This is a genomic window from Actinomadura chokoriensis, assembly GCF_039529475.1.
GTDB classification, from domain to species: Bacteria; Actinomycetota; Actinomycetes; order Streptosporangiales; family Streptosporangiaceae; genus Spirillospora; species Spirillospora bangladeshensis.
Genome location: NZ_BAAAMW010000002.1, coordinates 229,228 through 256,212, shown reverse-complemented (window position 1 = coordinate 256,212; position 26,985 = coordinate 229,228). Strand labels below are relative to the sequence as shown.

The following is a 26,985-nucleotide window of genomic DNA, read 5'->3' as shown; positions in this document are numbered from 1 at the left end:
TCAACGGAGGATCAGCCCAGGGGTGGGACGACCGCCTCGATGAGGTGCGGGCCCGGTTCGGCGAGCGCCTTGCCGAACTGGTCGGCGAGTTCCTCGGCCGTGTGCGCGCGGGACGCCGGCACGCCCATCCCGGACGCCATCGCGACGAAGTCGAGGGCCGGCCGCGACAGGTCGACCATGTCCCGCGTGATGGTCCCCTCCTCGGGCGGCGCGGGGACGGCGCCGACCCGCGTCGTCTCCATCGACAGGATCGCGTACGAGCCGTTGTTGAACACGACGGTCGTGACGTCGAGCCCCTCGCGGGCCTGCGTCCACAGCGCGGACAGCGTGTACATGGCGCTGCCGTCGGCCTCCAGGCAGACGACCGGGCGGTCCGGGCAGGCGATCGCGGCGCCGGTCGCGACGGGCAGGCCCTGCCCGATCGCGCCGCCGGTCAGCGACAGCCAGTCGTGCGGCGGCGCGCCGGCGGTCGCGCCGGGAAGCCACAGCCCGGACGTGTTCGCCTCGTCCGACACAATCGCGCCCTCGGGCAGCAGCGCGCCGATGACGGCGGCGGCGCTCTCCCCGGTGAGCGCCCCGGTCGGGACGTCCGGCCGCGCCGCCACCTGCAGCCCCGGGACCGCGTCCCCGGCGACCGCGTCGGCCAGCGCGGCGAGCCCGTCCGCGCCGAGGTCGTGCACCTGGCAGCCGTCCGGCACCAGGTCGCCCGGCTTGCCGGGATAGGCGAAGAACGTCACCGGACGCCGCGCGCCCGCCAGGATGATGTGCCGGGCGCCGTCGAGCTGCGCCGCCGCCATCTCGCCCAGGTACGCGAGCCGCTCCACCGCCGGGAGTCCGGCGCCCCGCTCCAGCCGCGCCGGGAACGTCTCGCACAGCACCCGCGCCCCGGTCGCCGCCGCGATCCGCCCGGCGGCCTCCAGCCCGCCGCGCCGGGTCGCGCCGCCGCCGATCAGCACGATGCAGGGCTCGCCGCTCTTGAGCGCGGCGGCGGCCGGTGCGAGCGCGCCCTCCGCCACCGGCTCACGGGGAAGGGCGGGCGGCTCCACCGCCACGTCGCCGCCCTCCGACCAGGCGACGTCGGCGGGCACGACCAGGGTGGCGACGCCCGCGGCCCGCGCCGCCGCGACGGCCTCGGCCGCCGCCCTGCCCGCCTCGGCCACGTCCACCGGGCGCCGCATCCAGGCCGACACCGACCCGGCGACCGCCGCGATGTCCGACTGGAGCGGTGCGTCGAACCGCTCGTGGCTCGTCGCGTGGTCGCCGATGACGTTCACGACCGGCGTCCCGGCCCGCCGCGCGTTGTGCAGGTTCGCGAGCCCGTTCCCGAGCCCCGGCCCGAGGTGCAGCAGGACGGCGGCCGGGTCCGGCGCCATCCGCCCGTACCCGTCGGCCGCACCCGTCGCGACGCCCTCGAACAGGCACAGCGCGCCCCGCGCACGCGGCTCGCCGTCCAGCGCCGCCACCAGATGCAGCTCGGACGTGCCCGGATTGGCGAACCACACCCCGACGCCGGCCTCCGCCAACGTCCGCACCATGGCCTCCGCGCCGTTCATTCGCATCTCCCCATTTCAGCCGAACAGGACGCCTGGGTTGAGTATCCCGTCCGGGTCGAAGGATGTCTTGATCCGCCGCATCAGCGCCACCTTCGCCGGGTCTTCCAGGGCGAGGAAATGGCGGATCTTCTCCCGTCCGATGCCGTGCTCTCCGCTGATGGTCCCACCCAGCTCGGCCGCGGCGGCGAGGAGCTCGTCCATGACCTTCGCCAGGGCGTCCTCGTCGGGCTGGAACACCGACAGGTGCACGTTGCCGTCGCCGGCGTGGCCGCAGCCGCCGATCAGCGCGCCGTGCCGGTCGGCGATGGCGGGGACGGCGGCGAAGAACCGGGCCAGCGCGGCGCGGGGCACGACGGCGTCCACGATCGCGTTCGCCCCGGCGTTCCGCGCGGCCCAGAACGCGCCCTCCCGCGCCGTGATCAGCTTGCGGAGCGGGTCGCCGGTGAGGACGTACACGTCGGCCGCGCCCAGGTCGGCCAGCTGCTCGCCGAGGGTCTGGACGTCCTCGTCCAGGCGGTCCGCCGAGCGGTTCTCCAGCACCACCAGCAGGTAGGCGCCGGCGGCGTCCTGGATCTCCTGCGGCACGCCGAGGTCCAGTCCGGCGTTCTGCGTGATCGCCGACATCGCGAGGAGGTCCACGTACTCCAGGACGAGGGGGTCGAGGCCGCCGCCCGTCAGCCGGGGGACGGCGGCCGTGACCGCCTCCGTGCCGGGGAACGGCGCCAGCACGCCCGCCCGGTGCGGAAGCCGGGGGCGCAGCCGCAGCGTCACCTCGGTCACCAGGGCGAGCGTGCCCTCCGACCCCACGATGAGCTGCGTCAGGTCGTATCCGGTGGACGTCTTCACATACCGGCCGCCCGTCCGGATCACCTCTCCGCCGGGGAGCACCGCCTCCAGCCCGAGCACGTGGTGGCGGGTCACACCCTCCTTCACCGCGTGCATGCCGCCCGCGTTGGTCGCGACCGTCCCGCCGATGCTGGCACTGCCCTCGCCGGGGAAGATCGGGTAGACGAGCCCATGCGCGGCGGTCGCCTCGTCCAGTTCCGCGAGCGTGACGCCGGGCTGCACGACCGCGACCTGGCCGTCCGCGTCGATCTCCAGGATCCGGTTCATCCGCTCGAACGACACCACGAGACCGCCCGGACGCGGCACCGCCGCACCGGACAATCCCGTGCCGGAGCCGCGCGCCGTCACCGGCAGCCCGTGCTCACCGGCCACCCGCAGCACGCCCGCGACCTGCCCGGCGTCCGCCGGCCGCACCAGCAGGTCGGGGCGCACGCCGGCGACGCCGAGCGACTCGTCCCGCCCGTACTCGGGCGGCACCGCGTCGCCTGCCAGCACGTGCTCCTCGCCGACGACCTCCGCCAGCGCCGTACGGACATCCGCCATGGCTTCCCTCCAGGTGCCCCGCCCGGCCAAGTCTGACCCCGCCGCCCGCGGGCGGCGGGGTGACCTCCGCCCCTGATCCGAGGGCCGGAGGTCCCGGCGCTCACCTCGCGGAAACCCGGGGGGTGCCAGGTTGGCGGCGTGAACGCATCTGAGGACAAGGTCGTACGGCTCGGCGCCGTGCGCAAGGTGTTCGGGGACGTCGCCGCGCTGGACGGGGTGAGCCTGGAGATCCGCGCGGGGGAGGCCGTCGCGGTGATGGGGCCGTCCGGAAGCGGGAAGTCGACGCTGCTCAACATGGTCGCGGGCCTGGACCGGCCGGCGTCCGGGACGGTGGAGGTGGACGGCGAGGACGTCACCGGGATGGGCGAGGCGGCGCTGGCCCGGTTCCGGCGCCGCCGGATCGGGATGGTCTTCCAGTTCTTCAACCTGCTCGACGACCTGCCGGCGCTGGAGAACGTGGCGCTCGCCGGGCGGCTCGTCGGCGTCCCGGCGCGCAAGGCGCGGGCGCGGGCGCTGGAGCTGCTGGACGAGCTCGGCATCGCCGGCCGCCGGGACGCCTACCCGGCGGTGCTGAGCGGGGGCGAGCGGCAGCGGGTCGGGGTGGCGCGGGCGCTGATGAACCGGCCGGCGCTGCTGCTCGCGGACGAGCCGACCGGCGCCCTCGACAGCGCGGCCGGCGACCAGGTCGTCGACCTGCTGCTCGACCTCAACCGGAAGGGGCAGACGCTGCTGCTCGTCACCCATGACGAGCGGCTCGCGGCGCGGTGCGCGACGCGGCTGGTCGAGTTCCGGGACGGCGGGATCGTCCGGGAGGCCGAGTTGCAGAGGGGCGTGCGGTGAGCGCGGTCTGGGCGGCGTCGCGGGCCGGGGTGCGGCGGCGCCGGGCGCAGGCGGTCGGCATCGCCGTCGTCGTGGCGCTGTCGGCGGCCACGCTCGTGTTCGGGCTGGGGCTGCTGGCCGCCTCGGACTCGCTGTTCGACGACGCCTTCGCGGCGGCGCGCGGGGCGCACGCGGCGGCCTCGTTCGACCCGGCGGAGGTGAGCGCCGACCGTCTCGCCGCCACCGCGAAGGCGCCCGGTGTCGAGGCCGCCGCGGGGCCCTTCCAGACCGCGGAACTCCCGCAGATGCTGCCGGGGAGGCGCAGCGGAGGGCACGGGCTGCTCGTGGCCGGGCGCGCCGATCCCGGTGGCCCGGTGGACAGGCTGACGGTCACATCCGGGCGGTGGGTCCGGGGCCCCGGTGAGATCGTGCTGCGGGGGCGTCCCGACGGCCCGATGCGGATCGGGGCCGAGCTGGCCTCGCCCGGTCTTCCGGCGCTCACCGTCGTCGGGTTCGCCGCCGCGGCGACGGACGGGCCCGGCGGGTGGGTGGCGCCCGCCCAGATCGGTGCGCTGCGTCCCGGCGGGCTGCGGATGCTGTACCGGTTCGACCGCGCGGGCGACGCGTCCGAGGTGCGGACGAGCCTGTCCGCGGCGACCGCCGGGCTGCCGGTGCGGGGCTACGACTCCTACGTGACCGCGAAGCACGCGTTCGAGGAGAAGTTCAACGAGCTGATCCCGTTCATCACGGTGTTCGGCGCGCTCGCGCTGGCCGTGTCGGTGTTCATCATCGGCAACGCGGTCAGCGGCGCGGTCGTGTCCGGGTTCCGGACCATCGGCGTCATGAAGGCGCTCGGGTTCACCCCTGCGCAGGTGACCGGCGTCTACGTCGTGATGGTCACGGCCCCGGCGCTGCTCGGCTGCGCGGTCGGGCTGCTCGGCGGCCATCTGCTCGCGGCGCGGGTCGCGGCGGGTCTGGCCGAGGGCTTCGGCCTGCCGTCGGCCGGGGGAGCCGGCCCTCTGGTGGACGCGGCCGCGGGCGGCGGCGTCCTGGCCATGGTGGTGCTGGCCGCCGTCCTGCCGGCGCTGCGGGCCGGACGGCTGCCGGCGGCGCAGGCGATCAGCGCCGGGACGGTGTCGCGCGGCGGACGGGGCCGGGGCGTGCAGAAGCGGCTGGTCCGGATGCGGCTGCCCGTCCCGGTGGGGCTCGGGCTGGCGCTGCCCGTCGCCCGTCCCGGCCGGGCGGCGCTCACGCTCGCGGGCCTCTGCCTGGGCGTGACCGCGGTGACCATGGGGCTCGGGCTTCAGCAGACGGTCACGAAGATCCTCACGGCGGACACCGAGGGGCACACGTCCGTCCAGGTGGGCGCCGACCCGCACGGCGGCGGCGGCCTGAGCGACGGGCAGGTGGCGGCGCTGCTGCGGGCCCAGCCGGGGACCGCCCACATGATGTCGTTCGCCCCGGTGCCCGTGCGGATCCCCGGGCTGCCCTCGGGCCTGACGGCCGAGACCTACAGCGGCGACTACCGGGCCTTCCTCGGCGACAACCTCGTCCGGGGGCGCTGGTTCACGGGCGCGGGCGAGGTGGTGCCGACCGAGGCGTTCATGCGGCTCCACGACCTGGACGTGGGCGACACGCTCACCCTCCAGGCGGAGAACACGCAGGCCACGGTGCGGATCGTGGGCGCGTTCGCGCACTCCGACACCGACCGCCTGATGCTCGACGCCGCGACCCTGCCGGACGCCGGATCCGGGCCCCGGCCGTTCTCGGTGATCGTGGAACCGGGTACGGACCCGGCCGCCTACGCCGCCCGCGTCAGCGCGGCGTCGCCGGGCCTGATCGCCGAGGCCACCGAGCCCGACCTCGGGAACGGCGCCGTCTTCGGCGGACTGTTCGCGCTGTTCTCGCTGGTCATCTGCGCGGCGGCGGGGCTCGGGGTGCTGAACGGCGTGCTGCTGAACGCGCGGGAGCGCAGCCGGGACCTCGGCGTCCTCAAGGCCATCGGGACGACGCCGCGGCAGGTCGTCCTGATGATGGTGACGTCGATGGCCGCCCTCGGGATCGCGGGCGGCGCGCTCGGGGCCCCGCTCGGGGTGCCGGTCCACCACGGCGTCGTGGTGCTCACCGGCGACATGATCGGCAGCGGGATGGCCAGGTCGTGGATCCACGTCTACACCTGGACGCTGCTGCTCCCGCCCGCCTGCGCGGGACTGCTGGTCGCCGTCCTCGGCGCGTGGGGGCCCGCCGTCCGGGCCGCCGCCACCCGCACCGCCACCGTGCTCCGCAGCGAGTGACGCTCAGGGGAGGGCCACGGTCACGGACAGCCCGCCGTCCGCGTTGGCCGTGGCCCTCACCGTGCCGTCATGGGCCTGGACGATCGCGGCGACGATCGACAGGCCGAGGCCCGCGCCGCCGTCCGACCCCGTCCGCTCGCCGGCCAGCCTCCGGAACGGCTCGAACAGCTCCTCCACCCGCTCGGGCGGGACGGCGGGCCCGGTGTTGCGGACGGTCAGCGCCTCCCGCGACAGCTCGACCTCGACGTCCCCGCCGGGACGGTTGTGGCGGATCGCGTTCTGCACCAGGTTGGCGACCATCCGGGTGAGCAGCACCTCGTCGCCCGCGACCGTGACGGGCCGGGTGCGGGCGCCGACGGCGACCTCCGCGCGTTCGGCGAGCGCCCGGTTGTCCGCGACGACCTGCCCGACCACCGTTTCGAGGTCGACCGGCGTGCGGCGGTCGAGCCCCCGCTCGCCCTGCGCGAGGACGAGCAGCCCCTCGATCAGCCGCTCGGACCGCCGCGTGTTCCGCAGCATCGCCTCCCGGACCTCGGCGAGCCGCTCCGGCGACGGGTCGGCGAGCCCCACCTCGATCGCGGTCCGCTGGACGGCGAGCGGGGTGCGCAGCTCGTGCGAGGCGTTGGCGACGAACCGGCGCTGGCTGTCGACCGCCTGCTCCAGCCGGTCGAGCATGGCGTCGAAGGTGTCGGCGAGCTGCTTCAGCTCGTCCTGCGGGCCGTCCAGCGCGATGCGCTCGTGCAGCGTGGACAGCGACAGCCGGCGGGCGGTGCCGGTGATCCGGTGCAGCGGCCGCAGCAGCCGCCCGGTCAGCCACCACGACACCGCGAACGCCAGCACGACGATCACCGCGATGGCGACCAGGATGACGAGCCGCTGCGACCCGACCAGGCTCTCCTGGAACTGCTCGGGCCCGACGACCCGCTTGAGTCCTTCGCGCGGATGGTCCGTCACCGGGTCGAACGGGACCTTCGCGCACGGGCTGCCGGGCGGACGCCGGTCGCACGGGATCTCCGCGACGGGGAAGGGGACGTCCTGCACCCGGCTGCTGACGATCTCCTTCTGCACCCACAGCACGGCGCCGAGCACCCCGAGGGTGATCGCGGCGAAGAGGCCGCCGTAGAGCAGCGTCATCCGCGCCCGGACCGTCATCGGCCGCACAGCCGGTACCCGCTCCCCGGCACGGTGACGATGACGGCCGGCTCGCCGAGCTTCGCCCGCAGCTTGCTCATCGTCACCTTGACGACCGTCGTGAACGGGTCGGTGTTCTCGTCCCAGGCCCGCTCCAGCAGCGCCTCGGTGCTGACGACCGTGCCGCGCGCCTGCATCAGCACCTCCAGCACCGCGTACTCCTTGCGGGACAACGCGACTGGACGCCCGTCCCGGAACGCCTCCCGCCGCGCCGTGTCGAGGACGATCCCGCCGTGCTCCAGTACCGGCGGCAGCGGCGGGACGTTCCGCCGGGCGAGCGCGCCCACCCGCGCCACCAGCTCGTCGAACGCGAACGGCTTGGCGAGGTAGTCGTCGGCCCCGAGGTTCAGCCCGTCGACCCGCTCCTGCACCGCGCCCGACGCGGTCAGCATCAGGATGCGGACCGCCGCGCCCCGCTGCGCCAGCTCCCGGCAGATGTCGTCGCCGTGCACGCCCGGCAGGTCGCGGTCGAGGACGAGGACGTCGTAGTCGTTGACCGCGAGCCGCTCCAGCGCCGCGCCCCCGTCGTAGGCGACGTCGACCGCCACCGCCCGCTTCCGCAGCCCTTCGGCGACCAGATCGGCGAGGAACCGCTCGTCCTCGGCCACGAGTACCCGCATCGTCCCATTGCCGCAGAAGGACGATAAGGCGGCGGTTAACGGCCGGGCGCCTCCCCGGAGGTGAGCGCGACGAGGAGGTCGTTGAGGCGGGCGACGAACGCGCCGGGCTCCTCGATGCGGGCCCCGCTGGTGAGGACGGCCTGGTCGAACAGGACGTGCGCCCAGTCGGCCAGGCGCGGGTCGTCCTGCCCGCCGTTCAGCCGCTCGACCAGCGGATGGCGCGGGTTGATCTCCAGGACCGGCCGGCCCGGCAGCCCGGAGCCGCGCAGCCGCTGCGCGAGGGCGAACTCGGTCTCCGCGCCGTCCGCGACGATGCAGGCGGGCGAGGTGGTGAGGCGGCTGCTCACGCGCACGTCGAACGCCCTGCCGTCCAGGTGCTCCTTGAGCCGGCCGACGAGCGCGGCGTAGTCGGCGCCGGCCTGCTCGGCGGCCTCCTCGTCCGCGGCGTCCGCCATCCCGCCGAAGTCGGGCGAGCCTTGGGCGACCGACTGCAGCGGCCTGTCCTCGAAGCGCGGCAGGGCGGTGACGACGAAGGTGTCGACGGGGTCGTCCAGCAGCAGGACCTCGATGCCCTTCTCGCGGAACGCCTCCAGGTGCGGGCTGGACGCGGCGTCCGAGAGGCCCGGCGCGAGCAGGTAGTAGATCTTGTCCTGCCCGTCCTTCATGCGGGACACGTAGTCGGCGAGGGAGATCCCGGCGCGCTCGGTGGAGGTGAACCGCAGGAGCCGCGCGATGTCGTCCCGGTGCGCGGGGTCGTCGGGGACGCCCTCCTTCAGGGTGGCGCCGAACTCCTTCCAGAAGGTCGCGTACTTCTCGGGCTCGCCGTCCGCCATGTCCTTGAGCAGCTTGAGCACCCGCTTCACGGCGCTGGACCGGATGTGGTCAATGGCCTGGCCGCCCTGCAGGATCTCGCGGGACACGTTCAGCGGCAGGTCGGCCGAGTCGATGACGCCGCGCACGAACCGCAGGTACCGGGGCATCAGCCGGTCGGTGTCCTCCACGATGAAGACGCGCTGCACGTGGAGCCGCACGCCCTGGAGCGACTGCGGAAGCCACAGGTCGTAGGGCGCCTGCGACGGGACGAACAGCAGCAGCGTGTACTCGTACCGTCCCTCCACCTTGGCGTGGACGTGCGCGAGCGGCTCGGCGAAATCGTTCGTGAGCTGCCGGTAGAAGTCGTTGTAGTCCTGCTGCTTCAGTTCACTCTTGGGACGCGCCCACAGTGCCGTCGCCCGGTTCACCGGGGTGTCGTCGTCGCCCAGCAGGATGGGCCGCCCGATGTGGTCGGAGTACCGCTTGATGATCGTCCGGAGCCGGTGCTCGTTCAGCAGGTCGTCCTCGCCGTCGCGCAGGTGCAGGACGATCGTCGTCCCGCGCTCGGCGCGCTCGGCGGACTCCACGGTGTACTCGCCCCTGCCCTCGGACGTCCAGCGCACGCCCTCGTCCGGCGGCAGCCCCGCGCGCCGGGTCGTCAGCGTCACCCGGTCGGCGACGATGAACGCCGAGTAGAAGCCGACGCCGAACTGCCCGATCAGCGCGGTGTCGCCGCGCTTGTCGCCGCTCATCGCGCGCAGGAACTCGGCGGTGCCGGACCGGGCGATCGTGCCGATGTTGCCGATCACCTCGTCGCGGCTCATCCCGATGCCGTTGTCGGCGATGGTGATCGTGCGGGCGTCCTTGTCGAACCCGACCCGGATCCGCGGCTCGTCGTCCGCCTCCGCCCCGGCCGCCTCCGGCGCGCTGAACCGCTCGATCCGGAACCGGTCGATCGCGTCCGACGCATTGGAGATCAGCTCGCGCAGGGATATCTCCTTGTCGCTGTACAGGGAATTGGCCATGAGATCGAGGATCTGGGCCGCCTCGGCCTGAAAGCTGAACGTCTCCTCCGCGGGCAGGGTCACCGTTTGCCTCCTCCTACCGTCCACCGTCCGGACGACCCGTCAGAATAGAAATCCCACCCCCACCGGTCAACCGAACACCCCCTGCGGGTGAGGCGGGTGCGGTCAGGCGAAGGCGGCGACGCCCTCGTACTCGGCCTGCCGTGCGGGTCCGGCCGGTTCGTATTCGAGCAGCAGCAGGCCCTTCGCCGTCGCCTCATGGCGGGCGAGACGCAGACCGGACGTGGCGCCCGGGCCGTCCAGCAGCCGCCGGCCGGTCCGGAGGACGGTGGGCGCGATCACGAGGCGGAGCGTGTCGACCAGGCCCGCCGCGAGCAGCGCGTCGGCGAGCCGGGCGCTGCCGTGGACCTGGAGCTCCCGTCCCGGCCGCGCCCTGACCTCGGCGACCGCCTTGACCGGATCCCCCTTGAGCACCGTCACCGGGTGCCACGCCCCCTCGGCGAGCGTGTTCGACACGACGAACTTCGGGAGTGTGTTCATCCGCTCGGTGAACGGGTCGGCCGGGTCGGTGATCTGCGGCCAGTCGCGCGCGAACGCCTCGTAGGTGCGCCGTCCGAGGAGCAGTCCGTCGGCGAGGTCGAGCCACTCGGAGGTGCGCTGGACGAACGTCCCGTCGATGTGCGGGACGAGCCAGCCGCCGCGGGCGAACCCGCCTTCGGTGTCCTCGTCCGGCGACCCGGGCCCCTGGCTGACGCCGTCCAGCGTGGTGAACTGGGTCACGGTGAGCTTCACGGCGTCGTCCCCTCCGTGAGTGCGGCGAGTTGCGCGGCGACCGTGCCCCACCCGTCGGCGAAGCCGAGTTTGTCGTGCCGCTCCCGGGCGTCCGGGTCCCCGTGCCGGACCAGCATCCGGTACTGCGTCCCCTCCGGATGGTCGTCCAGCGTGATCGTCGCCGTCATCGCGACCGGCGCGGGCCGCGCGGGCCGCCATGTGCTGTCGATCGCGTTCGTGAACACGAGCCGCCGCTGCTCCTCGATGTCGAGGAAGCAGGCGTCGAGGTGCGGACCGAACTCGCCTCCGTCGCTCAACCGGGTGACGAACGCCCCGCCGGCCCGCAGTTCGAGCCGCTCCACCCGGCACCGGCTGGGGGCCGGTACCCACCACCGCTCCAGCCGCGCCGGGTCGGTCCACGCGCTCCACACGGTCGCGCGCGGCGCGCGGATGACCCGCTCCAGCGCGAGATCGAGATCAGGGTTCATCGGTCCTCCTCGTCGGTGACGAACTGTTCGAGGCGGTCGGTGCGCTCCTCCCAGATCCGGCGCTGGTCGGCGAGCCAGCCGTCCAGGAGCAGGAGCCTTTCCCGGTTGAGCGTGCACGTGCGCACTCGTCCCGCCTTGGCCGTCCGGATGAGCCCGCTGGATTCGAGCGTCCGCACGTGCTTCATGAACGACGGCAGCGTCATCGGGAACTCGCGGGCGAGATCCCCGACGCTCACGGGCCCGCGCCCGAGCCGCCGCACCACGGCCCGCCGCGTCGGATCGGCGAGCGCCACGAACACCCCGTCCAGTTCCGCCGAATACTGTGCCATGCGGCTAAGTATTATCCACGGCAACAGTTAGCGCAAGGGCTAAGTGTCAGCGGCGGCCGGCGCAGGTGATGCAGGTGCGGGCGGCCGGCCGGGCGGCCAGGCGCTCCGCCGCGATGGGGCCGCCGCAGTGCTCGCACGTGCCGTAGGTGCCGTCGCGGAGCCGGCCGAGCGCGTCGTCGATGTCGGCCAGCTGCGCGCGCGCCCGCTGCAGCGACGACTCGATCCGGGCGCGTTCGAAGGCGATGGTGGCGCCCTCCGGGTCGTGCTCGTCGTCCACGTTGGCCTGCGACGATGCCTCGACGACGCCGTCCCAGTCGCCGTTCAGCGACGCGATGAGTTCCAGCGTGCCGGCGCGAGCAGCGATCAGGCGTTCTTCTGCCGTGGTCATCTGAGGTTCAACGCCGGGCGCGCCGAACCGAATTCCGCTGAGGCGAACGCCTTGCGCGCGTGCGCATGCAAGACGGCCGCCGGGGCGCGGGTCAGTTCGCGGACGCGATTCGTCCGTAGGCGTCCAGGACTGCGATCGGACGGGTGCCACAGCAGAGCCGACCGCCGCTGGGGCTTCCCGCTGCGCACGGTCGTCGCCGACATCGGTGGCCCCGGCCCGTGTCTCGCCGAGGCCGCCGCTGTCCGGGAGGACTCCGTCCCGCTGTGATGCTGGGGCGGCGTCAGGCGTAGCGGGGGTTGGTGGCGTGCCATTCGAAGCCGCCGCCCATCCAGGCGCGCAGCCCCCGCAGGAACCGCTGGAGTTCCGGGGACGGGACGGCCGCGAGTTCCCGGTGCCCGGCCTCGAAGTCGCGGACGAGGTCGTTGTGGAGGGCCACGGTGACCTCGGTCGCCTCCTCGACCGAGCAGCCGCGGTCGGCGGCGATCAGCAGGACGATGTTGCAGACCGGGTTCTCGTCCGCGGCGTCCTTGGCCACCGAGTGCAGATCGTTGACGAGGACGCTCGCGGTGCCCGCCCGGAACGCGGCGCGGCGGACGCGCGGCTCGTAGAACAGGTGCGCCGGGACCTCGTAGCCGCCGACGACGTCGATGAGCGTCATCGAGGTGTAGAAGCTGTCGTGTTGGCGCGCCGCCAGATACTCCCACGCCGGCGGATGCTCGCCGGTCTCCCGCCAGGCCGCGTAGGCCGTCCAGCTCACGAACATGGCGAACGTCGAGTAGCAGATGCGCTGGACCTGGGCGGGGGTCGCGTGCCGGTTCAGGTGGGCGACGGCCGAGCCGAGCATCCTGCGGATCAGGTCGTCCTGGAGCGCCTCGGACAGGGGAGCGGTGAAGTCTCCCGCGGGCGGTACCGGGTCCATGGCCGCCATCACGAGGGCGAGGCGCGGCGGCAGCAGTTTCGGGACGGCGCCGAGCGCGGTGTCGTCGGCGTAGTAGTCGTCCGCCGCCCACCAGCCGGCGTTGAGCTGCGCGGCGACGAGCAGGGCGTCGGGATCGTCGGTGTCGGGGTGGGCGAGGGTGACGAGGCGTCCGAACGCCGCCTTGCCCAGTGCTTCGAGCTCGTCGTCCTCGAAGCCGCACTCCCGTGCCCAGGAGGCCAGCCGGGCGTCCACCTCGGCGGCCAGGGCGTCGTCGGTGCGCTCGTGGACCGGGCAGTAGAGCGGGGAGTGTGACCCGTCCCCCCATGAGCGCTCGACGTAGCCGGGACCGCTCGGGACGGGGCTCGGACGCGCCCCCGAAAGAAGGTCTCCGTACGAGGGCTCGCGGCTGGGGCGTCCGGCGGCGAGCAGGGAGGCCAGGGACGCCGCCGCGGTCCCGAGGCCGGTCGGTCCCGCCGGCCACCCGTGCGGGGACGGCGCCGGCGGGGACGCGCCGCCGCTGCACGGCCGCACGCGGCCTTCGCCGGACTCCGCCGAAGGCGATCGCTCCGTCATCGGCCGCCTCAGATCCGGTCGGCGGCGATGAGCAGGTACTGGAAGCCGCCGTCGCGGTAGGCCTCCAGGAAGGTGTCCTCGATGCCGGTGGCGACCGGCGATCGGCGGCGCAGCTCCCAGTACGGGATGGTGTCGGCGGTCAGATCGATGACGCTGACGGGCACGAGCCGGTTCGCCCGCCATCGCGCGGAAGTAGCCGCTGCGCGGGTGGATGTCGCACACGTAGTGGGTGTTGATGGCGGAGACCGCCTTGGACGGAAGCCCGTACACGTCGTTGTAGCAGCCGGTGATGGTGACGTACCTGCCGCCGCGGGCGAGGAGCCGGGAGTGCTCCGCGAACAGGTCGTCCAGGACGACGTACATGGTCGACTCGTTGTTCCAGATCGCCTGGAAGGCCCCCGCCTCGAAACCGGTGTCGAGCATGTTCGCGAAGTGGAACCGGACCTTGTCGGCCACACCGCGCCGGACGGCCTGCGCGTTGGCGAAGTCCACCTGGGTCTGGGAGATGGACACGCCGTCGACCCGGCAGCCGAAGGCCGCGTTGGCCATGAGGCTGGACCCGCCCCGGCCGGAGCCGGCGTCCAGCAGCCGGTGCTCGGGCCGGATGTCGCCGAGCCGGCCGAGCAGGAACTCCGCCTGGGCGTTCTCCAGCCGGTGCAGCTCGGCGATGACCGCCTCCTCCCGGCGGTCCTCGGGCGCGTCCAGGACGGACCAGTCGACCTCGCCGATGCCGTAGTGGTGGTGGTAGGTGCCCGACACGTCGCCAAGCCGCAGGTTGACCGGGTTGCGTTCGGCGTTCCAGTAGTTGGCGACGTCGTTCTGGTAGACGCTGGCGATGGCCGTCATGGGCCTTCCTTTCTATGCCGGGATGATTCAGTGGGCAGGAGCGGCGATCTCGACGTTCTCCAGGACACCGAGGGCGTCGGGGACGAGGACCGCGACCGAGGCGTAGGCGGAGACCAGGTACTTGGTGAGGGCGTGCTCGTCGATCCCCATGAAGCGCACGTTCAGGCCCGGTGAGTACTCGTGCGGGATGCCCGTCTGGCGGAGGCCGACGACGCCTTCCGCATCCTCGCCGAGGCGCATCGCGATGATCGAGGTCGTGAACGCGTCGCTGACGGGCAGCTTGGCGCAGGGGAGGATGGGGACGCCCCGCCAGGCCGTGACCGCCTTTCCGTCCACCTCGACGGGCTGGGGGTAGAGGCCGCGCCGGCTGCATTCGCGCATGAACGCGGCGATCGCCTTCGGGTGCGCCAGGAACATCCGGGTGCCCCTGCGCCGGGTGAGCAGCTCGTCCATGTCGTCGGGCGTGGGGCGGCCGCTCCGGGTACTGATGCGCTGGTCGTACTCGGCGTTGTGCAGCAGGCCGAACTCCCGGTTGTTCAGCAGCTCCCACTCCTGGGCTTCGCGGATCTCCTCGACGACGAGGCGCAACTGCTGCTCGAACTGGTCCATCGGTTCGCTGTACAGGTCATGGACGCGCGTGTGGACGCGCAGCACGGTCTGCACGACCGAGAGCCCGTACTCGCGCGGGGCGGGGTCGTAGTCGACGAACGTGCTCGGCAGCGTGGGCTCACCGTCATGCCCGGACGCCACGGCCACGTCGGCCTCGCCCTTGCGGTTGACGGCCCGGGCCGCGACGGCGAGGTACTCGGCGATGTGCGCCCGCAGCTCCGGCGACGCGTCCATGACCTGCCGGAAGTCGTCCCGGGGCAGCGCCAGGAGCGTTCCGGCCGTGACGGCCTTGTAGGTGTGCGGCCACACCGGATCGGACTGGTGCAGCGCCCAGTCGCCCACGTGCGCACCACCGGTCAGCACGCCGAGGCTCTGGACGCGGCCGTACTCTCCCGTCCCGAGCTGCTCGACCCGACCGTGGGCGATGACGAACGCCTCGTGCACCGGCGTTCCGGCTTCGGCGATGACGTCCCCGGGCTGAAGCTCCCTTGGGACGAACCGGCGGGCCAGCTCATCGAGCGGCCCGCCGAACCCCCGCAGCAGCGGCAGCTCCGTCAAGGTCTCCGGAACGATGCGAACATCGTCCGCCCCGGCCTGGACGAAGCTGACCCGCCCGCTCCCCACGGCGAGCTTGAGCCGCCGGTTCACCCGGTACGTCCCGGCGGAGACCTCGACCCAGGGCAGCATGCGCAGCAGCCACCGCGACGTGATGCCCTGCATCTGCGGCACGGTCTTGGTGGTCGTCGCCAGATTCCGAGCCGCCCGCGTCCCGAGACTCAACCTGCCGTCACCAGCGGCGTCACCGGACATGCCCCACTGCCGTCCGGTCGCTATATTCAGTCATGCGATGGAAGCTAATCGTGATCGCCAGGGTTCTAAAGAGAATGCCCAGCACAAAAACCAACACCGTCAGTAACGTCACTATCACACTCCGGCAACATGCCGGGCGCGACTAGCGGTGTGGGGCGTCAGCGGAGAATTGTGTGGGTGAGTGAGATGAGAATCGTCGTTGACGACCTGTCCGGGGCGGAGATCGCGGAGTTCCTGGCTGAGCACGTCCGGCAGATGCGTTCCGTTACGCCGCTGGAGAGCAAGCATGCGCTCGACCTCGACGCGCTGCGGAGCCCGGACGTCACGTTCTGGACGGTGATGGACGGGGAGGTCGTCGTGGGCTGCGGAGCGATCAAGAGGCTGGACGCCGCCCACGGCGAGCTGAAGTCGATGCGCACGTCTCCGGCGCGCACGCGGAGCGGTATCGCGTCGAGGCTGCTCGGGCACGTCATCGCCGAGGCCGAGCGGATGGGGTTCGCCCGGCTGAGCCTGGAGACGGGGTCCGACGACTTCTTCCTCCCGGCGCGGCGGCTCTACGAGAAGTTCGGGTTCGACTACTGCGCCCCCTTCGCCGACTACCGCCCCGACCCGAACAGCGTCTTCATGACGAAGCGGATCTCTCATTTGGTGAGCTAGATCTACGATTTGCCGCATGTCGGGCGGTGGTGCGGGGTCGGGCGGGGTGCGGCGGTGGTATCTGGTGGCGGGCGTTCTGGTGCTCGTCCTTGGTGCGGTCGTCGCGTCGCAGGTCGGGGCCCTGCTGAGGGTCGAAGTCGCGCCCGCTGCAGTGCCGTCTGAGCGGGCGATGGCGGCGAAGGTCGCGCCGGTGGTCGAACCGCCGCGTCTCGGGGCGATCCTGCTGCCCAAGGGCGCGACGGACGTGGAGCGGCGGCGGGAGCGGCTTGCGGCGGCGGCCGTTGCGTCGGCGTTGGCCGGACGGGGATTGCCGAAGCCCGAGGTTGGGGCCGGGGAGGCGGAGGGCGCGGCGCTGCGCATTGCGCGGGTCGACTCGCTCCTCGCGCCGTCCGGGCGGGAAGAAGAAGCGTTTCGGTTGCGGCGTCGGGGTGGTGGGCTGCTGCTTGAGGCGGCTACGGCCGGTGGTGTCGCCAATGGGCTCTATGCGGTTGCCGACCGGATTCGGTCGGGGGCTGAGGTGCTGCCCAAGGAGGAGGACGGGCGGGTTGTTGCGCCTACTGGTTCGCAGCGCCCGCCCACCTGGTCCTGGTGCTCGGTGCCTGGCTGCTCTTCGCCCTCGTCCTGCGCCGGCTGATGCGCGGCCGCGACAGGTTCGCGCTCAGCGCCGCGATCGGCGGGGTCGCGCTCGGACGCACGCTGATCCTCCTCGTCCCGCTGGCCGGACGCGGGCCCGGCCGGTACTGGTACGACTTCTGGACGGAGCCCACCCTCCGCTTCCTCTACATCACGGTCGCGTTCGCCGCCTTCTGCTGGACGTTCGTCGTCGCCTACCGGGTGCTCCGCGACGCCTACGGCCTACGCAGGCGAGAAGCGACCGGCGCGACAATGATCCAGATAGGCGTGCCCCTCGCACTGCTCGGAGCCCTGATCGCCGCCATCGGCCTGGAACGCGCCCTCACCGTCTGGAACGACCAGATGGCTCTGCTGCCCTGGGGCCTGTCCCGGATTCTCGGCATCACGACCTACCTCGGCATCCCCACCGCGCTCCCGGCCGCGGCCGCCGTCCTCGGCCTCGCCCTGATCGCCGGCGGCCTCCTCCCGGGGATGCAGAAACGCCTGGTCGCGCCACATAGAGGACGGATGCCGGGGGAGTAGTAGCCGTGTGACAGCGGTCGTTACGGGTGCACTCCGTGGTCGCGCAGGGGGCCGACGGCCAGGCCGGCCGCGCGGCACCGCCGCACGACCTCGGGCAGGGCGCCCAGGGTGGATTTCCATGCGCCGGGTGCCGAGGTGACGTCGCTGTCGTGCAGGAGGAGCGTCGCGCCGCCCCTGAGGCCCGGTGCGAGGGTCTCCAGCACGGAGGACGGGGTGGCGGAGGACGTCCAGTCCTTCCCCCAAGCCGTCCACAACACCGGACGCAAATCGTTGCGGCGGGCGGCCACCAACGCCTCCGTGCTCAAGGCCCCGTACGGCGGCCGGTACCAGGACGGGGTCACGCCGCACACGTCCTGCACGAGGTGCACCGTGTCGCGGATCTCGCCCGTCACCCGGCCGGGACGCGTCGTCAGCGTGTTGTCGTGGTGCCAGCCGTGCACGGCGATCTCGTGGCCTTCCGCGATGATGCGGCGGCCGAGCGACGGGGTGCGCCGCAGCATGGCGCCGAGGACGAAGAACGTCGCGCGGCAGTCGAGGCGGGCCAGCTCGTCCAGGAAGAGGGGCGTGGACGAGGGGTCGGGGCCGTCGTCGAGGGTGAGCGCCACGTGGCGGGGGCCGCCGCGGCCGGCGATGCGGGGCGTCAGCCGGCGTACCGGGGACAGCCAGGTCGCCGCGGGCAGGGCGTGACCCAGCAGGGCGGCGGTCAGGGCGGCGGGCACGCGGCGGGACATGAAGACATTTTCACCGGGGGGATCTCAACACATGGGCAAACGACTCTTAATTCTGACAGCGGGCATGGGCGCCGGGCATGACGCGGTCGCCGACGAGCTGGCGCGGCGGATGGCGCCGAAGGACGTCGAGGCGTCCGTGCTGGACGTGCTCGACCTCGTGCCCCTGCGGCTCGGGCGGGGGCTGCGGCGGATGTACGAGGGGATGGTCCGGTCCGCGCCCTGGCTGTACGAGGGGATCTACCGGGCGTTCTTCGTGTCCCGCCGCCCGCCGCCCGCGTCGCCGCTCACCGCGCTGATCGCGCGGCGGCTGGACGCGCGGATCCGGGAGCTGCCGCCCGACGCGGTCGTGTCGACGTTCCACCTCGCGGCGCAGGCGGCCGGGCGGCTGCGCGACTCGGGAAGGCTGACCGTGCCGTCGCTGGTGCTGGTCACCGACTTCGCCGTCCACCGGATGTGGCTGCACGCGGGCAACGACCGCTACCTGTGCCCGGACGAGCGGGCCGCGCGGACGGTGATGGAGCGGACGGGCCGCCACGCCGGCGTGTACGCGCCCGTGGTGCGCCGCGAGTTCCGCCGGGCGCGCCGCGCGAGCGACCGGCTGCGGGCGGAGACCGGGGCGCGGCCGGGCGACAGGATCGTGCTGATCTCGGCGGGCGCCTGGGGCGTCGGGCGGGTCGTGGAGACGGCGCAGGGCCTCGCCGCGTCCGGCCGGTACGTGCCGGTGGTGCTGTGCGGGCGGAACGAGCGGCTGCGGGAGCGGGTCTACGGGCCCGCGCTCGGCTGGCGGGACGACATGGCGGAGCTGATGGCGGGCGCCTACGCGCTGATCGACAACGCGGCGGGGCTGACCTGCCGGGAGGCGTTCGCGTGCGGGCTGCCGGTGGTGTCCTACCGGCCGATCCCCGGGCACGGCCGCGACGGCGCCGCGGCGATGGCCCGCGACGGCCTGAGCTGCTACGCCCGCTCGCCCGGCGAGCTGATCGAGGCGCTGGACCGGCTGAAGGACGAGCCGGTGCGGGAGGCGCGGGCCCGCCGGGTCGCCGCGCTGTTCGACGCCGTCCCCGCCGAGCGGGTCATCCGGGCCGCGCTCGGCTGACGTCGTGCTCCTCGTGCAGCAGCGGGGATCGGGCGATGCCGATGCTGCCGAGGAGGATCAGCCCCATGCCGGCGGCCTCCAGGACGACCCACGGCCCGCCCTGGACGTCCTCGCCGAACAGGTAGACCCCGAGGATGATGCTGGCGACGGGGTCGGAGATGGTCAGGGCGGGCTGCACGGCGACGAGGCTGCCGCTCTGCAGCGCGTTCTGCAGCAGGAAGAGGCTGGCGAGCCCGGCGAGGGCCATCGCGTAGATCTGCCAGGACGTGAAGGCGAGGGCGATGCCGCGCTCGAACTTGCGCGTCGCGGTGTTCATGAACGCGGCCGTCAGCGCGAACCCGACCGACGTGGAGACGCCCAGCAGGATGGCGCGGACGGGCCCGGGGACGACCCAGGCCAGCGCGATGAGGCCGGCGACGCAGCCGACCGTGCCGACCGTCGCGATGATCCAGGCGGCGGTGCTCGGCACGTGGTAGCCCTCGTCGGGCGAGAGCGCGAACAGCAGGACCGCCAGCCCCGCGGTGAGCAGGATGACGGCGTTCCACGGCACCCGGTGCAGCCCGCGCGGCGGCAGCAGCGCGATGAGGATCATGGTGAACGGCAGTTCGACGGCGAGCAGCGGCTGGACGAGCGACAGCCCCGCCATCGACAGCGCCGCCGCCTGGAGCACGAAGGCGGCGATGAGCGCGCCGATGCCGCCGAGCCACATCGGGCTGCGCAGCAGGTCCAGGATGAGCGCGGGCTTGAAGGCGTCCGCGTCGGGCGCCGCCTTGGCCACCCGCCGCTGCAGCACGGACGCGAGCGCGTTGGACGCGCCGGCGAGCAGCGCGAGGACGACGGGGATCATCGGGCCTCCACCCCGTCAGGCGGCGCGGCCGCGCGCTCGCCGGGTTTGCCGAGGTAGGGCGACCGGCCGAGGACGATGATGCCGCCGACCATCGCGGCGAGCCCGAGCGACTCCAGGGCGAGGTCGGAGATCTCCAGCCGCACCCGCTCCCCGAAGATCACGATGCTGAGCGCGATGCCGGTGAGCGGCTCGGCCGCGGTGGTGGCGGGCAGCGAGATCCGCAGCGGCGCCGCGTCGAAGGCGCTCTGCGCGAACAGCAGCCCGAGCGCCCCGATGAAGACCAGGCCGTACGGCTGCCAGGTGACGAGGATGCGGGAGAAGCCGTCGTCGGAGACCAGCAGGACGCTGCGGGTCAGGGTGTCCTGGAGCCCGTAGAGCAGCCCGGCGCCGCACGCCAGCAGCATCGCGCGGACGCGCAGGTCCCGGTGCAGGCCGCCGGCCGCGCACAGCACGACGAGGGCGAGCACGGCCCCGCCCGCGAGCCAGCGCGGCGAGTGCACCCCGGGCAGGGACCCGCCGTGCGGCACCCCGATCCCGAGGAACAGCGCGACGCCGCCGGTCAGCAGCAGCGCCCCGAGCCACTCGTTGCGGCCGAGCCGCTCCCGGTAGATCACGTGCGCGGCGAACAGCGCGAAGATGAGGTTGACGGTGAGCACCGGCGTGACCTCGGCGACGTCGGCCATGTTCAGCGCGAACGCGAAGATGATCTGACCGGTGATCATCGAGGCGATGCCGGTCAGCCACAGCCGGCTGCGCAGCAGGTCCAGCAGCAGCCGCGGATGCAGGATCTCCTCCAGCGGCTCCCGGAACGCGGCGTGCTGCTGCGCCACGAAGCCGAGCCCGATGAAGCCCGCGGCCACCACCGCGATGGCCATGCCGAGAATGCTCATCCGAATCCACGATCTCCCCCGGCTGATTCGTCCGGACCCGCACCTACCCGGGGGCGTCCGGCGCAACCGGGCGCCGTCCCCGGACGAGACCGGATCCGGTCTCCGGCATTCCACAAACCGACCGGACGGTATGTAATGCGCCGGTAGGCAGTGCGCGCCGGCCAGAGGAGCACCATGCGCATCCGAGCCCTCACCGTCCTCGCCGCGGCCGTCCTGGCCGCGCTGGTCCCCGCAGGCCCGGCCCAGGCCGGCCAAACCCCCGATGACCAGCCGCTACCCGGATACACGATCGACAATCCGGTGCTCGCGCCCGTCCAGGTGCGCGGGGAGCCGTCGCGGGTGCTGCAGGGCGTCCACCGCCACGCGGCGTACGACATCGAGGTGCCGCCGCACTGGAACGGCAAGCTCGCGCTCTACGCGCACGGCTACGCCGGGCAGGGGTTCGTGCTGACGGTCGGGCCGCCGCCGTTCGGGCTGCGGCAGCGGCTGCTCGACCAGGGGTACGCGTGGGCGGCGTCGTCCTACTACGCCAACGGCTACGACGTCCGGGCCGGGGTGCTGAGCACGCGCGACCTCGCCGAACTGTTCGCCGACAAGGTGGGACGGCCGAGGCAGCGCATCATCGTCGGCGTGTCGATGGGCGGTCACATCATCGGGCGCTCGCTCGAGCAGTTCCCCGGTTACTACGACGGCGCGCTGCCGATGTGCGGGGTGCTCGGCGACGCCGAGCTGTTCGACTTCTTCCTCGACTACAACGTGGTCGCGCAGGACCTGTCCGGCGTCCGCGAGTACCCGGTGACGGACGACTACGCGACCGTGACTGTCCCGAAGATCGAGGCCGCGCTCGGGCTGACCGCGCTGCGGCCCGGCGGACCGGACACGACCACCGCGCGCGGCAGGCAGTTCCGGTCGATCGTCATCGACCGGACGGGCGGGACGCGTCCCGGGGCCGTGCAGTCGTTCGCCCTCTGGAAGGACTTCCCGTTCACGCTGGCCACCCCGTCCACGCCGGGCGCGACCCTGGCGGAGGAACCGGGGCAGCTCGCCACGAACCTGTTCACCCGGTACCGGCCGGACGAGCCGGTGGACGTCAACGCGACCGTCCAGCGGGTGCCGGCCGAGAACCTGCCGGCGCGGCTGTCGAACCGGCTGTCGCAGGTGCCGCGCGTCAACGGGCGCCCGCACGTGCCGGTGCTCAGCCTGCACGGGCTCGGGGACATGTTCGTCCCGTTCTCGATGGAGCAGGTCTACGCGTCCGAGGTGGCGCGGAACCACCGGTCGCGGCTGCTCGTCCAGCGGGCGGTCCGGACCGCGCAGCACTGCGAGTTCTCCGCGACCGAGGCGGGGACGGCCTGGGACGACCTGGTGCGCTGGATCGGCACCGGCAGGCGCCCGGCGGGCGACGTGACGACGGACCCGGGGGCGGTCGCGCGTGCCGACTACGGATGCCGGTTCAGCGACCCGGCGGCGTACGCGGCCGGGACGGGGACGCGGCGGCTGTTCGACCCGTGCCCGTCCTGAACCGGACGGGATGAAAGTCCGGCCACACGCGCCCGTGGCCGGATACCGTCAGCGCGCCGCTACAGGTCGGTGTTGATGATGTTCTCGATGTTGCGCTCGGCGAGCGCGGTGATCGTCACGAACGGGTTGACGCTGGTGTTGCCCGGGATGAGCGAGCCGTCGATGGCGTAGAGGCCGGAGTAGCCGCGCAGCCGGCCGTAGTTGTCGGTGGCCTTGTTCAGGACGGCGCCGCCGAGCGGGTGGTAGGTGAGGTGGTCGCCCCAGATCTTGTAGGCGCCGAAGAGGTCGGTCCGGTAGATCGTCCCCTCCTTCGCGTTGATCTTGTCGAAGATCGACTTGGCCATGTCGATGCTGGTCTGCTTCCAGGCCGTCTGCCAGTTCAGGTCGACCCGGCCCGCCGCGGCGTTCCAGGAGAACTCGGCCCGGTGCGGGGTGTTGGTGATCGACAGGTAGAACGAGGCCCACGTCTCGATCCCGGTGGGCAGCGGCGCGACCTCGGCGAACGCCCCGCCGGCGTCCCAGTTGTCGATGCCGCCGGTCGGGATGGACGACTGGAGGCTGCCGGTCGGGTCCCAGATGTGGTTGGCGCGGCCGCACATGACGTTGCCGTTGTCGCCCCAGCCCTTGCCGACCTCGCCGTTCAGGTTCGGCAGGGCGCCGGTCGACTTCAGCTTGACCAGCAGCTTGCTGGTGCCGACGCTGCCGGCCGCGAAGAACACCCGGTCGGCCCGCACGGTCTTCGTCCCGGTGACGTCGCCGGAGGTGTTGAGCGTCTCGATCGAGACCGTGTAGCCGCCGGCGGCCGCGGGCGACACCGACGTCACCCGGTGCAGCGGTGAGATCGAGACCTTGCCGGTCGCCTTGGCCTGCGCGAGGTAGGTCTGCTGCAGCGACTTCTTGCCGTAGTTGTTGCCGTAGAGGATCTCCGCCGCGAGCGCCGACCGCGGCACCGTGTTGGCCGCCTCCCGCTCCATGTAGTCGAAGTCGTAGACGTTCGGGACGTACACCCACTCGAACCCGGAGCGCCCCGCCTGCTTCCGTCCGACCCGCGCGTACTGGTAGCAGTCGGTCGAGTCGAACCAGGCCCGGTCGATCTCGTTGACGCCGAGGCCGGCGTTGGCGCGCGGGTAGTACTTGCCGTACATCTCGTCGGCGTTCACCGACGGCAGGACGCCGCTGAACCGCGAGCGCTTCGGCGTGACCGCCATGCCGCCGTTGACGAGCGAGCCGCCGCCGACGCCGCGCCCCTGGTAGACGGTGATGCCGGCGAAGTCCTCGGCGTCCAGGATCCCGGTGTAGCGGGGGACGTCCTTGTCGATCGGGAAGCCGAGGAAGTTGCTGAGCGGCTGCTTGGTCCGGGTCCGCAGCCAGAAGGACCGGTAGTCGGGCGACCGGGTGTTGGCGAAGATCTTGCCGTCCGAGCCGGGCGTGTCCCACGCCTGGCCCATCTCGACCATGTGCACGTCGACGCCGGCCTGGGCGAGCCGGAGCGCGGCGACGGAGCCGCCGTACCCGGTGCCGATGATCAGGGCCGGGACGTGCGCGCCGTCGCCGATCGGGCCGGCGGCCCGGGCGGTGGACGCGGCGGTGCCGCCGAGCAGCCCGAGACCCAGAATGGAACCGGTTCCAACAATGAAACCGCGCCGTGACACGCCGCCGGGTCTCCCCATGGGCATGGCAGAGTCGGTCATGTGACCTCCCTCACTCTCGCAGAGATTGGAACAGGTTCTATATCGGCGGGCGAGGGAAGTCACTAGCTACGCAAAAGTAACTTACGAACCATTACGCACGCGTGTTGCCAGGTCACGGGCTGTGAACCAAGTGCTTGCTTGGCTTTCCGGCGGGGCTTTGTTACATTCCGCGCATGATCTCCGCGATCGTCTGGGGCACGGGCAATGTGGGCCGGCTGGCCCTGCGCGCCGTCGACGCCCATCCGGCACTCGAACTGACCGGCGTGATCGTCCACGACGAGGGCAAGGCCGGACGGGACGCGGGCGACCTCGCCGGCCTCGGCCGCGACCTCGGCGTGGCCGCGACCACCGACATCGGCGCCGTCCTCGGCACCGGCCCGCAGGCCGTGGTCTACGCGGCGTCCGGCGACATCCGCCCGGACGACGCCCTCGCCGACATCCTGAGGGCGATCCGGGCCGGGGCCGTCGTCGTGACGCCCGCGCTGTACGCGCTCTACGACCAGCGCAACGCCCCGCCCGAGATGCGGGAGGCGGTGCTGGACGCCGTCGCCGAGGGCGGCGGCTCGCTGTTCGTCTCCGGCGTCGACCCGGGCTGGGGCAACGACGTCCTGCCGCTGATGATCAGCGGGCTCGGCGGCGTCGTCGACGTCGTCCGCTGCCAGGAGATCTTCGACTACACCACCTACGACCAGCCCGACTCCGTCCGCTACCTGGTCGGCATGGGCCAGCCCATGGACTACGAGCCGCCGATGCTCGCGGCGACCGTCCCGACCATGGTGTGGGGCGGGCAGGTCCGGCTGATGGCGCGGGCGCTCGGCGTCGAGCTGGACGAGGTCCGCGAGACCGTGGAGCGGCGGCCGCTGGACGAGACCATCACCACCGCGGCCATGGGCGACTTCGAGAAGGGCACCCAGGGCGCGGTGCGGTTCGAGGTGCAGGGCATCGTCGGGGGCGAGCCGCGCATCGTGGTGGAGCACGTCACCCGCATCCACGCGTCCTGCGCGCCCGACTGGCCGACGCCGCCGGACGGCGACGGCGCCCACCGCGTCATCATCGAGGGCGACCCGCGCATCGAGGTCACGGTCGAGGCCACCGACGAGCACGGCAACCGCGCGGCGGGCGGCAACGCCACCGCGGTCGGGCGCCTCGTCGGCGCCATCGACTGGCTCGTGGACGCCGACCCCGGACTCTACGACGCGCTCGACGTCCCGCTGCGTCCCGCCGTGGGCAAGCTCGGGAGGAACGCCCGATGAACCTCGACATCCCCGAGGGCAAGGACCCGATCCAGTACGCGTGGGGCGAGATGGTGCCCGGCATCGGCCCGGCCGCGTCGAACCTGTCGCTCGCCGTGTACGCGCACACGACGCTGGGGCTCCGCGAGTTCGAGGCGGCCCGCCTGCGCATCGCGCAGATCAACGGGTGCCTGTTCTGCCTCGACTGGCGGACGGACCGCGACGGCGAGAAGGTCGAGGAGGAGTTCGCGGACGCGGTCACCGAGTGGCGCACGACCGACCGCTTCGACGACCGCACCCGCCTCGCCGCCGAGTACGCCGAGCGGTACGCCCTCGACCACCACGGCCTGGACGAGGAGTTCTGGGACCGGATGACGGCCCACTACACGCAGGCCGAGATCGTGGAGCTGAGCATGTGCATCGGCTCGTGGCTGGCGTTCGGCCGGCTCAACCACGTCCTCGGCCTCGACGCCATGTGCATGCTGCCGAAGCTCTGACGCCGGCAGGGCCCGGGGTCACCCCATCCCCGGGCCCTGGTCTGCGGACGGTTCGGTCTCAGGCCGCGGACGGCGTGTAGTGCGAGGCGTCGTCGCCCTCGACGCGGTAGCTCTCCCGGCCGTCCACGCCGACCGGGACGCCGCCGGCGACGGTGACGCGGTGCAGCAGCCGCGGCAGGTCGCCGTAGTCGTCGGACGCGTAGTGCTGGGTGATCCGGTTGTCGAACACGATGAGGTCGCCCGGCGCCCACGCCCAGCGCAGGATGTTCTCCGGCCGGGTCACGTACCGCTGGAAGAGGTCGAGGAGCGTGCGGCCCTCCCGCGGCGGCAGCCCGACGATGCTCTGCGCGAACCCGCCGATGAACAGGGTGCGCTCGCCCGACTCCGGATGCACGCGGACGACCGGGTGCGCGGTCTTCCACGTCCGTGACACGAACGCCCTGCGGTGCTCGGCCGCCTTCGCCGGGTCGGCCCCGCTGTTCGGCGGCTTCACGTAGTCGTAGTCGTTGGTGTGCACGGCCCAGAGCCGGTCGGCCAGGGCGCGCAGTTCGTCCGGCAGGTCCCGGTAGGCGGCGCCGGCGTTGGCGACCAGCGTGTGCCCGCCGTAGGGCGGGATGACGAGGCTGCGCAGCGTGCTGATCTGCGGCGGGGTCTGTACGAAGGTGACGTCGGTGTGCCAGTGGTTTGCGCGCCCCGACTCGCCGTCGACCGGCAGGATCTCCCGCCTGCCGTCGATCGCCGGGACGGTCGGGTGCGCGCCGGTGAGCTCGCCGAACCGGGCGGCGAAGGCGATCTGGTCGTCGTCGGTCAGGTCCTGGCCGCGGAAGCCCAGGACCTTGTGATCCAGCAGGGCGTCCTGGATCTCGCGGAAGACGGCGCCGGTCAGGTCGCGGACGTCGACGCCGACGACCTCCGCGCCGATGCGGCCGCCGATCCTGCGGATGTCGAACTCGGGCATGCTGCCCACCTCTCTCGGGGGACGGACGGGGTTCGGGGAACGGACGCGAAGGGCCGCGCCGACTCGTAGCGAACCACGGCCGCGTCCAAAAGGCAACTATTCCGATTGACTTAGTAGGAAATAGGCGGCATAGTCCGGGGTGTGTCCTCCCCCCACCCGCTCGTCGCGCGCCTGCACGTCGACCTCAGGCGCCAGGCCAGCGCGCTCTGTCGCCCGTGATCCGACCCGGCATCCAGACCACCGACCCAGGGAGATCGCGTTGAGCGCGAAGGG

At 72.8% G+C, this 26,985-nt stretch carries 26 protein-coding genes; 10 read left to right on the top strand and 16 right to left on the bottom strand.

Going from position 1 to position 26,985, the window contains the following annotated elements; genetic code table 11:
- Window positions 1–11 precede the first annotated feature (11 nt).
- Complete coding sequence (locus ABFX46_RS05415; RefSeq protein ID WP_346040224.1) at window positions 12–1,553, bottom strand: acetolactate synthase large subunit; 1,542 nt, start codon at window positions 1,551–1,553, stop codon at window positions 12–14.
- 15 nt (window positions 1,554–1,568) lie between these two features.
- Window positions 1,569–2,942 carry an FAD-binding oxidoreductase gene (locus tag ABFX46_RS05410; protein ID WP_346040223.1) on the bottom strand — a complete coding sequence of 458 codons (1,374 nt, stop codon included), beginning with the start codon at window positions 2,940–2,942 and terminating at the stop codon, window positions 1,569–1,571.
- A gap of 138 nt (window positions 2,943–3,080) precedes the next feature.
- On the opposite strand from ABFX46_RS05410, the gene ABFX46_RS05405 reads away from it, so the two are divergent.
- Window positions 3,081–3,782 carry an ABC transporter ATP-binding protein gene (locus ABFX46_RS05405; protein ID WP_346040222.1) on the top strand — a complete coding sequence of 234 codons (702 nt, stop codon included), beginning with the start codon at window positions 3,081–3,083 and terminating at the stop codon, window positions 3,780–3,782.
- Window positions 3,779–6,055, top strand: a complete 2,277-nt coding sequence (locus tag ABFX46_RS05400) for an ABC transporter permease (RefSeq protein WP_346040221.1) — start codon at window positions 3,779–3,781, stop codon at window positions 6,053–6,055. Before ABFX46_RS05405 ends, ABFX46_RS05400 begins: the two co-directional genes overlap by 4 nt.
- A gap of 3 nt (window positions 6,056–6,058) precedes the next feature.
- Here the strand turns inward: ABFX46_RS05400 and ABFX46_RS05395 are convergent, their stop codons facing one another.
- From ABFX46_RS05395 to ABFX46_RS05355, 9 genes are all read right to left on the bottom strand, one after another.
- Window positions 6,059–7,207, bottom strand: a complete 1,149-nt coding sequence (locus ABFX46_RS05395) for a sensor histidine kinase (protein WP_346040685.1) — start codon at window positions 7,205–7,207, stop codon at window positions 6,059–6,061.
- On the bottom strand, window positions 7,204–7,866 hold the full coding sequence (locus ABFX46_RS05390) for a response regulator transcription factor (RefSeq protein ID WP_346040220.1): 663 nt from the start codon (window positions 7,864–7,866) through the stop codon (window positions 7,204–7,206). The genes ABFX46_RS05395 and ABFX46_RS05390 overlap by 4 nt, the downstream gene beginning before the upstream one ends.
- Before the next feature lie 35 nt (window positions 7,867–7,901).
- Window positions 7,902–9,767, bottom strand: a complete 1,866-nt coding sequence (htpG, locus tag ABFX46_RS05385; protein ID WP_346040219.1) for a molecular chaperone HtpG — start codon at window positions 9,765–9,767, stop codon at window positions 7,902–7,904.
- Between the two features lie 102 nt (window positions 9,768–9,869).
- The gene (locus ABFX46_RS05380; RefSeq protein ID WP_346040218.1) at window positions 9,870–10,496 is read right to left on the bottom strand and encodes a dihydrofolate reductase family protein; all 627 of its coding nucleotides are present in this window, start codon (window positions 10,494–10,496) and stop codon (window positions 9,870–9,872) included.
- The gene (locus ABFX46_RS05375) at window positions 10,493–10,963 is read right to left on the bottom strand and encodes an SRPBCC domain-containing protein (RefSeq protein ID WP_346040217.1); all 471 of its coding nucleotides are present in this window, start codon (window positions 10,961–10,963) and stop codon (window positions 10,493–10,495) included. The genes ABFX46_RS05380 and ABFX46_RS05375 overlap by 4 nt, the downstream gene beginning before the upstream one ends.
- Window positions 10,960–11,292, bottom strand: a complete 333-nt coding sequence (locus ABFX46_RS05370) for an ArsR/SmtB family transcription factor (protein ID WP_346040216.1) — start codon at window positions 11,290–11,292, stop codon at window positions 10,960–10,962. The genes ABFX46_RS05375 and ABFX46_RS05370 overlap by 4 nt, the downstream gene beginning before the upstream one ends.
- A 46-nt stretch (window positions 11,293–11,338) precedes the next feature.
- Window positions 11,339–11,680 carry a TraR/DksA family transcriptional regulator gene (locus ABFX46_RS05365; protein ID WP_346040215.1) on the bottom strand — a complete coding sequence of 114 codons (342 nt, stop codon included), beginning with the start codon at window positions 11,678–11,680 and terminating at the stop codon, window positions 11,339–11,341.
- 280 nt (window positions 11,681–11,960) lie between these two features.
- Window positions 11,961–14,018, bottom strand: a complete 2,058-nt coding sequence (locus ABFX46_RS05360; protein ID WP_346040214.1) for a family 2 encapsulin nanocompartment cargo protein terpene cyclase — start codon at window positions 14,016–14,018, stop codon at window positions 11,961–11,963.
- A 27-nt stretch (window positions 14,019–14,045) separates the two neighbouring features.
- A complete protein-coding gene (locus tag ABFX46_RS05355; RefSeq protein WP_346040213.1) occupies window positions 14,046–15,437 on the bottom strand; it encodes a family 2B encapsulin nanocompartment shell protein in 1,392 nt (463 codons plus the stop codon).
- Between the two features lie 186 nt (window positions 15,438–15,623).
- Between ABFX46_RS05355 and ABFX46_RS05350 the strand changes: the two genes are divergently transcribed.
- From ABFX46_RS05350 to ABFX46_RS05340, 3 genes are read left to right on the top strand one after another with little or no spacing between them, the layout of a single operon-like run.
- The gene (locus tag ABFX46_RS05350) at window positions 15,624–16,094 is read left to right on the top strand and encodes a GNAT family N-acetyltransferase (protein ID WP_346040684.1); all 471 of its coding nucleotides are present in this window, start codon (window positions 15,624–15,626) and stop codon (window positions 16,092–16,094) included.
- 16 nt (window positions 16,095–16,110) lie between these two features.
- Window positions 16,111–16,728 (top strand): hypothetical protein, encoded by a 618-nt coding sequence (locus ABFX46_RS05345; RefSeq protein WP_346040212.1) that lies wholly within the window; start codon window positions 16,111–16,113, stop codon window positions 16,726–16,728.
- On the top strand, window positions 16,683–17,249 hold the full coding sequence (locus ABFX46_RS05340; protein WP_346040211.1) for a hypothetical protein: 567 nt from the start codon (window positions 16,683–16,685) through the stop codon (window positions 17,247–17,249). Before ABFX46_RS05345 ends, ABFX46_RS05340 begins: the two co-directional genes overlap by 46 nt.
- Before the next feature lie 20 nt (window positions 17,250–17,269).
- Here ABFX46_RS05340 and ABFX46_RS05335 read toward each other — a convergent pair whose 3' ends face one another.
- A complete protein-coding gene (locus tag ABFX46_RS05335) occupies window positions 17,270–17,980 on the bottom strand; it encodes a polysaccharide deacetylase family protein (protein WP_346040210.1) in 711 nt (236 codons plus the stop codon).
- A gap of 64 nt (window positions 17,981–18,044) precedes the next feature.
- Between ABFX46_RS05335 and ABFX46_RS05330 the strand changes: the two genes are divergently transcribed.
- The gene (locus ABFX46_RS05330; RefSeq protein ID WP_346040209.1) at window positions 18,045–19,076 is read left to right on the top strand and encodes an MGDG synthase family glycosyltransferase; all 1,032 of its coding nucleotides are present in this window, start codon (window positions 18,045–18,047) and stop codon (window positions 19,074–19,076) included.
- Here the strand turns inward: ABFX46_RS05330 and ABFX46_RS05325 are convergent.
- The gene (locus ABFX46_RS05325; RefSeq protein ID WP_346040208.1) at window positions 19,054–19,923 is read right to left on the bottom strand and encodes a DMT family transporter; all 870 of its coding nucleotides are present in this window, start codon (window positions 19,921–19,923) and stop codon (window positions 19,054–19,056) included. The genes ABFX46_RS05330 and ABFX46_RS05325 overlap by 23 nt on opposite strands.
- Entirely contained in the window at window positions 19,920–20,813 is an 894-nt protein-coding gene (locus ABFX46_RS05320; protein ID WP_346040207.1) for a DMT family transporter, read from the bottom strand. The genes ABFX46_RS05325 and ABFX46_RS05320 overlap by 4 nt, the downstream gene beginning before the upstream one ends.
- A gap of 174 nt (window positions 20,814–20,987) precedes the next feature.
- On the opposite strand from ABFX46_RS05320, the gene ABFX46_RS05315 reads away from it, so the two are divergent.
- Window positions 20,988–22,334 carry a hypothetical protein gene (locus ABFX46_RS05315; RefSeq protein WP_346040206.1) on the top strand — a complete coding sequence of 449 codons (1,347 nt, stop codon included), beginning with the start codon at window positions 20,988–20,990 and terminating at the stop codon, window positions 22,332–22,334.
- Between the two features lie 59 nt (window positions 22,335–22,393).
- On the opposite strand, the gene ABFX46_RS05310 is transcribed toward ABFX46_RS05315, so the two are convergent.
- Window positions 22,394–24,025, bottom strand: a complete 1,632-nt coding sequence (locus ABFX46_RS05310; protein WP_346040205.1) for a GMC oxidoreductase — start codon at window positions 24,023–24,025, stop codon at window positions 22,394–22,396.
- Window positions 24,026–24,198: 173 nt separating this feature from the next.
- Here ABFX46_RS05310 and ABFX46_RS05305 point away from each other — a divergent pair, with 173 nt between their 5' ends.
- Both ABFX46_RS05305 and ABFX46_RS05300 read left to right on the top strand, forming a co-directional pair.
- On the top strand, window positions 24,199–25,278 hold the full coding sequence (locus tag ABFX46_RS05305) for an NAD(P)H-dependent amine dehydrogenase family protein (protein WP_346040204.1): 1,080 nt from the start codon (window positions 24,199–24,201) through the stop codon (window positions 25,276–25,278).
- Window positions 25,275–25,754, top strand: coding sequence for a carboxymuconolactone decarboxylase family protein (locus tag ABFX46_RS05300; protein WP_346040203.1), 480 nt, complete (start codon window positions 25,275–25,277; stop codon window positions 25,752–25,754). The genes ABFX46_RS05305 and ABFX46_RS05300 overlap by 4 nt, the downstream gene beginning before the upstream one ends.
- A 58-nt stretch (window positions 25,755–25,812) precedes the next feature.
- On the opposite strand, the gene ABFX46_RS05295 is transcribed toward ABFX46_RS05300, so the two are convergent.
- Entirely contained in the window at window positions 25,813–26,712 is a 900-nt protein-coding gene (locus tag ABFX46_RS05295) for a TauD/TfdA dioxygenase family protein (RefSeq protein WP_346040202.1), read from the bottom strand.
- 141 nt (window positions 26,713–26,853) lie between these two features.
- On the opposite strand from ABFX46_RS05295, the gene ABFX46_RS43415 reads away from it, so the two are divergent.
- Complete coding sequence (locus ABFX46_RS43415; RefSeq protein ID WP_428831222.1) at window positions 26,854–26,931, top strand: putative leader peptide; 78 nt, start codon at window positions 26,854–26,856, stop codon at window positions 26,929–26,931.
- Window positions 26,932–26,985: the final 54 nt, after the last annotated feature.

Coding starts and splice junctions, on each gene's coding strand:
- ABFX46_RS05415 (WP_346040224.1), bottom strand. CDS start 1,553: ATGAACGGCGCGGAGGCCATGGTGCGGACGTTGGCGGAGGCCGGCGTC.
- ABFX46_RS05410 (WP_346040223.1), bottom strand. CDS start 2,942: ATGGCGGATGTCCGTACGGCGCTGGCGGAGGTCGTCGGCGAGGAGCAC.
- ABFX46_RS05395 (WP_346040685.1), bottom strand. CDS start 7,207: ATGACGGTCCGGGCGCGGATGACGCTGCTCTACGGCGGCCTCTTCGCC.
- ABFX46_RS05390 (WP_346040220.1), bottom strand. CDS start 7,866: ATGCGGGTACTCGTGGCCGAGGACGAGCGGTTCCTCGCCGATCTGGTC.
- ABFX46_RS05375 (WP_346040217.1), bottom strand. CDS start 10,963: ATGAACCCTGATCTCGATCTCGCGCTGGAGCGGGTCATCCGCGCGCCG.
- ABFX46_RS05370 (WP_346040216.1), bottom strand. CDS start 11,292: ATGGCACAGTATTCGGCGGAACTGGACGGGGTGTTCGTGGCGCTCGCC.
- ABFX46_RS05365 (WP_346040215.1), bottom strand. CDS start 11,680: ATGACCACGGCAGAAGAACGCCTGATCGCTGCTCGCGCCGGCACGCTG.
- ABFX46_RS05360 (WP_346040214.1), bottom strand. CDS start 14,018: ATGACGGCCATCGCCAGCGTCTACCAGAACGACGTCGCCAACTACTGG.
- ABFX46_RS05355 (WP_346040213.1), bottom strand. CDS start 15,437: ATGTCCGGTGACGCCGCTGGTGACGGCAGGTTGAGTCTCGGGACGCGG.
- ABFX46_RS05350 (WP_346040684.1), top strand. CDS start 15,624: ATGAGAATCGTCGTTGACGACCTGTCCGGGGCGGAGATCGCGGAGTTC.
- ABFX46_RS05345 (WP_346040212.1), top strand. CDS start 16,111: ATGTCGGGCGGTGGTGCGGGGTCGGGCGGGGTGCGGCGGTGGTATCTG.
- ABFX46_RS05335 (WP_346040210.1), bottom strand. CDS start 17,980: ATGTCCCGCCGCGTGCCCGCCGCCCTGACCGCCGCCCTGCTGGGTCAC.
- ABFX46_RS05330 (WP_346040209.1), top strand. CDS start 18,045: ATGGGCGCCGGGCATGACGCGGTCGCCGACGAGCTGGCGCGGCGGATG.
- ABFX46_RS05325 (WP_346040208.1), bottom strand. CDS start 19,923: ATGATCCCCGTCGTCCTCGCGCTGCTCGCCGGCGCGTCCAACGCGCTC.
- ABFX46_RS05320 (WP_346040207.1), bottom strand. CDS start 20,813: ATGAGCATTCTCGGCATGGCCATCGCGGTGGTGGCCGCGGGCTTCATC.
- ABFX46_RS05315 (WP_346040206.1), top strand. CDS start 20,988: ATGCGCATCCGAGCCCTCACCGTCCTCGCCGCGGCCGTCCTGGCCGCG.
- ABFX46_RS05310 (WP_346040205.1), bottom strand. CDS start 24,025: ATGACCGACTCTGCCATGCCCATGGGGAGACCCGGCGGCGTGTCACGG.
- ABFX46_RS05305 (WP_346040204.1), top strand. CDS start 24,199: ATGATCTCCGCGATCGTCTGGGGCACGGGCAATGTGGGCCGGCTGGCC.
- ABFX46_RS05300 (WP_346040203.1), top strand. CDS start 25,275: ATGAACCTCGACATCCCCGAGGGCAAGGACCCGATCCAGTACGCGTGG.
- ABFX46_RS05295 (WP_346040202.1), bottom strand. CDS start 26,712: ATGCCCGAGTTCGACATCCGCAGGATCGGCGGCCGCATCGGCGCGGAG.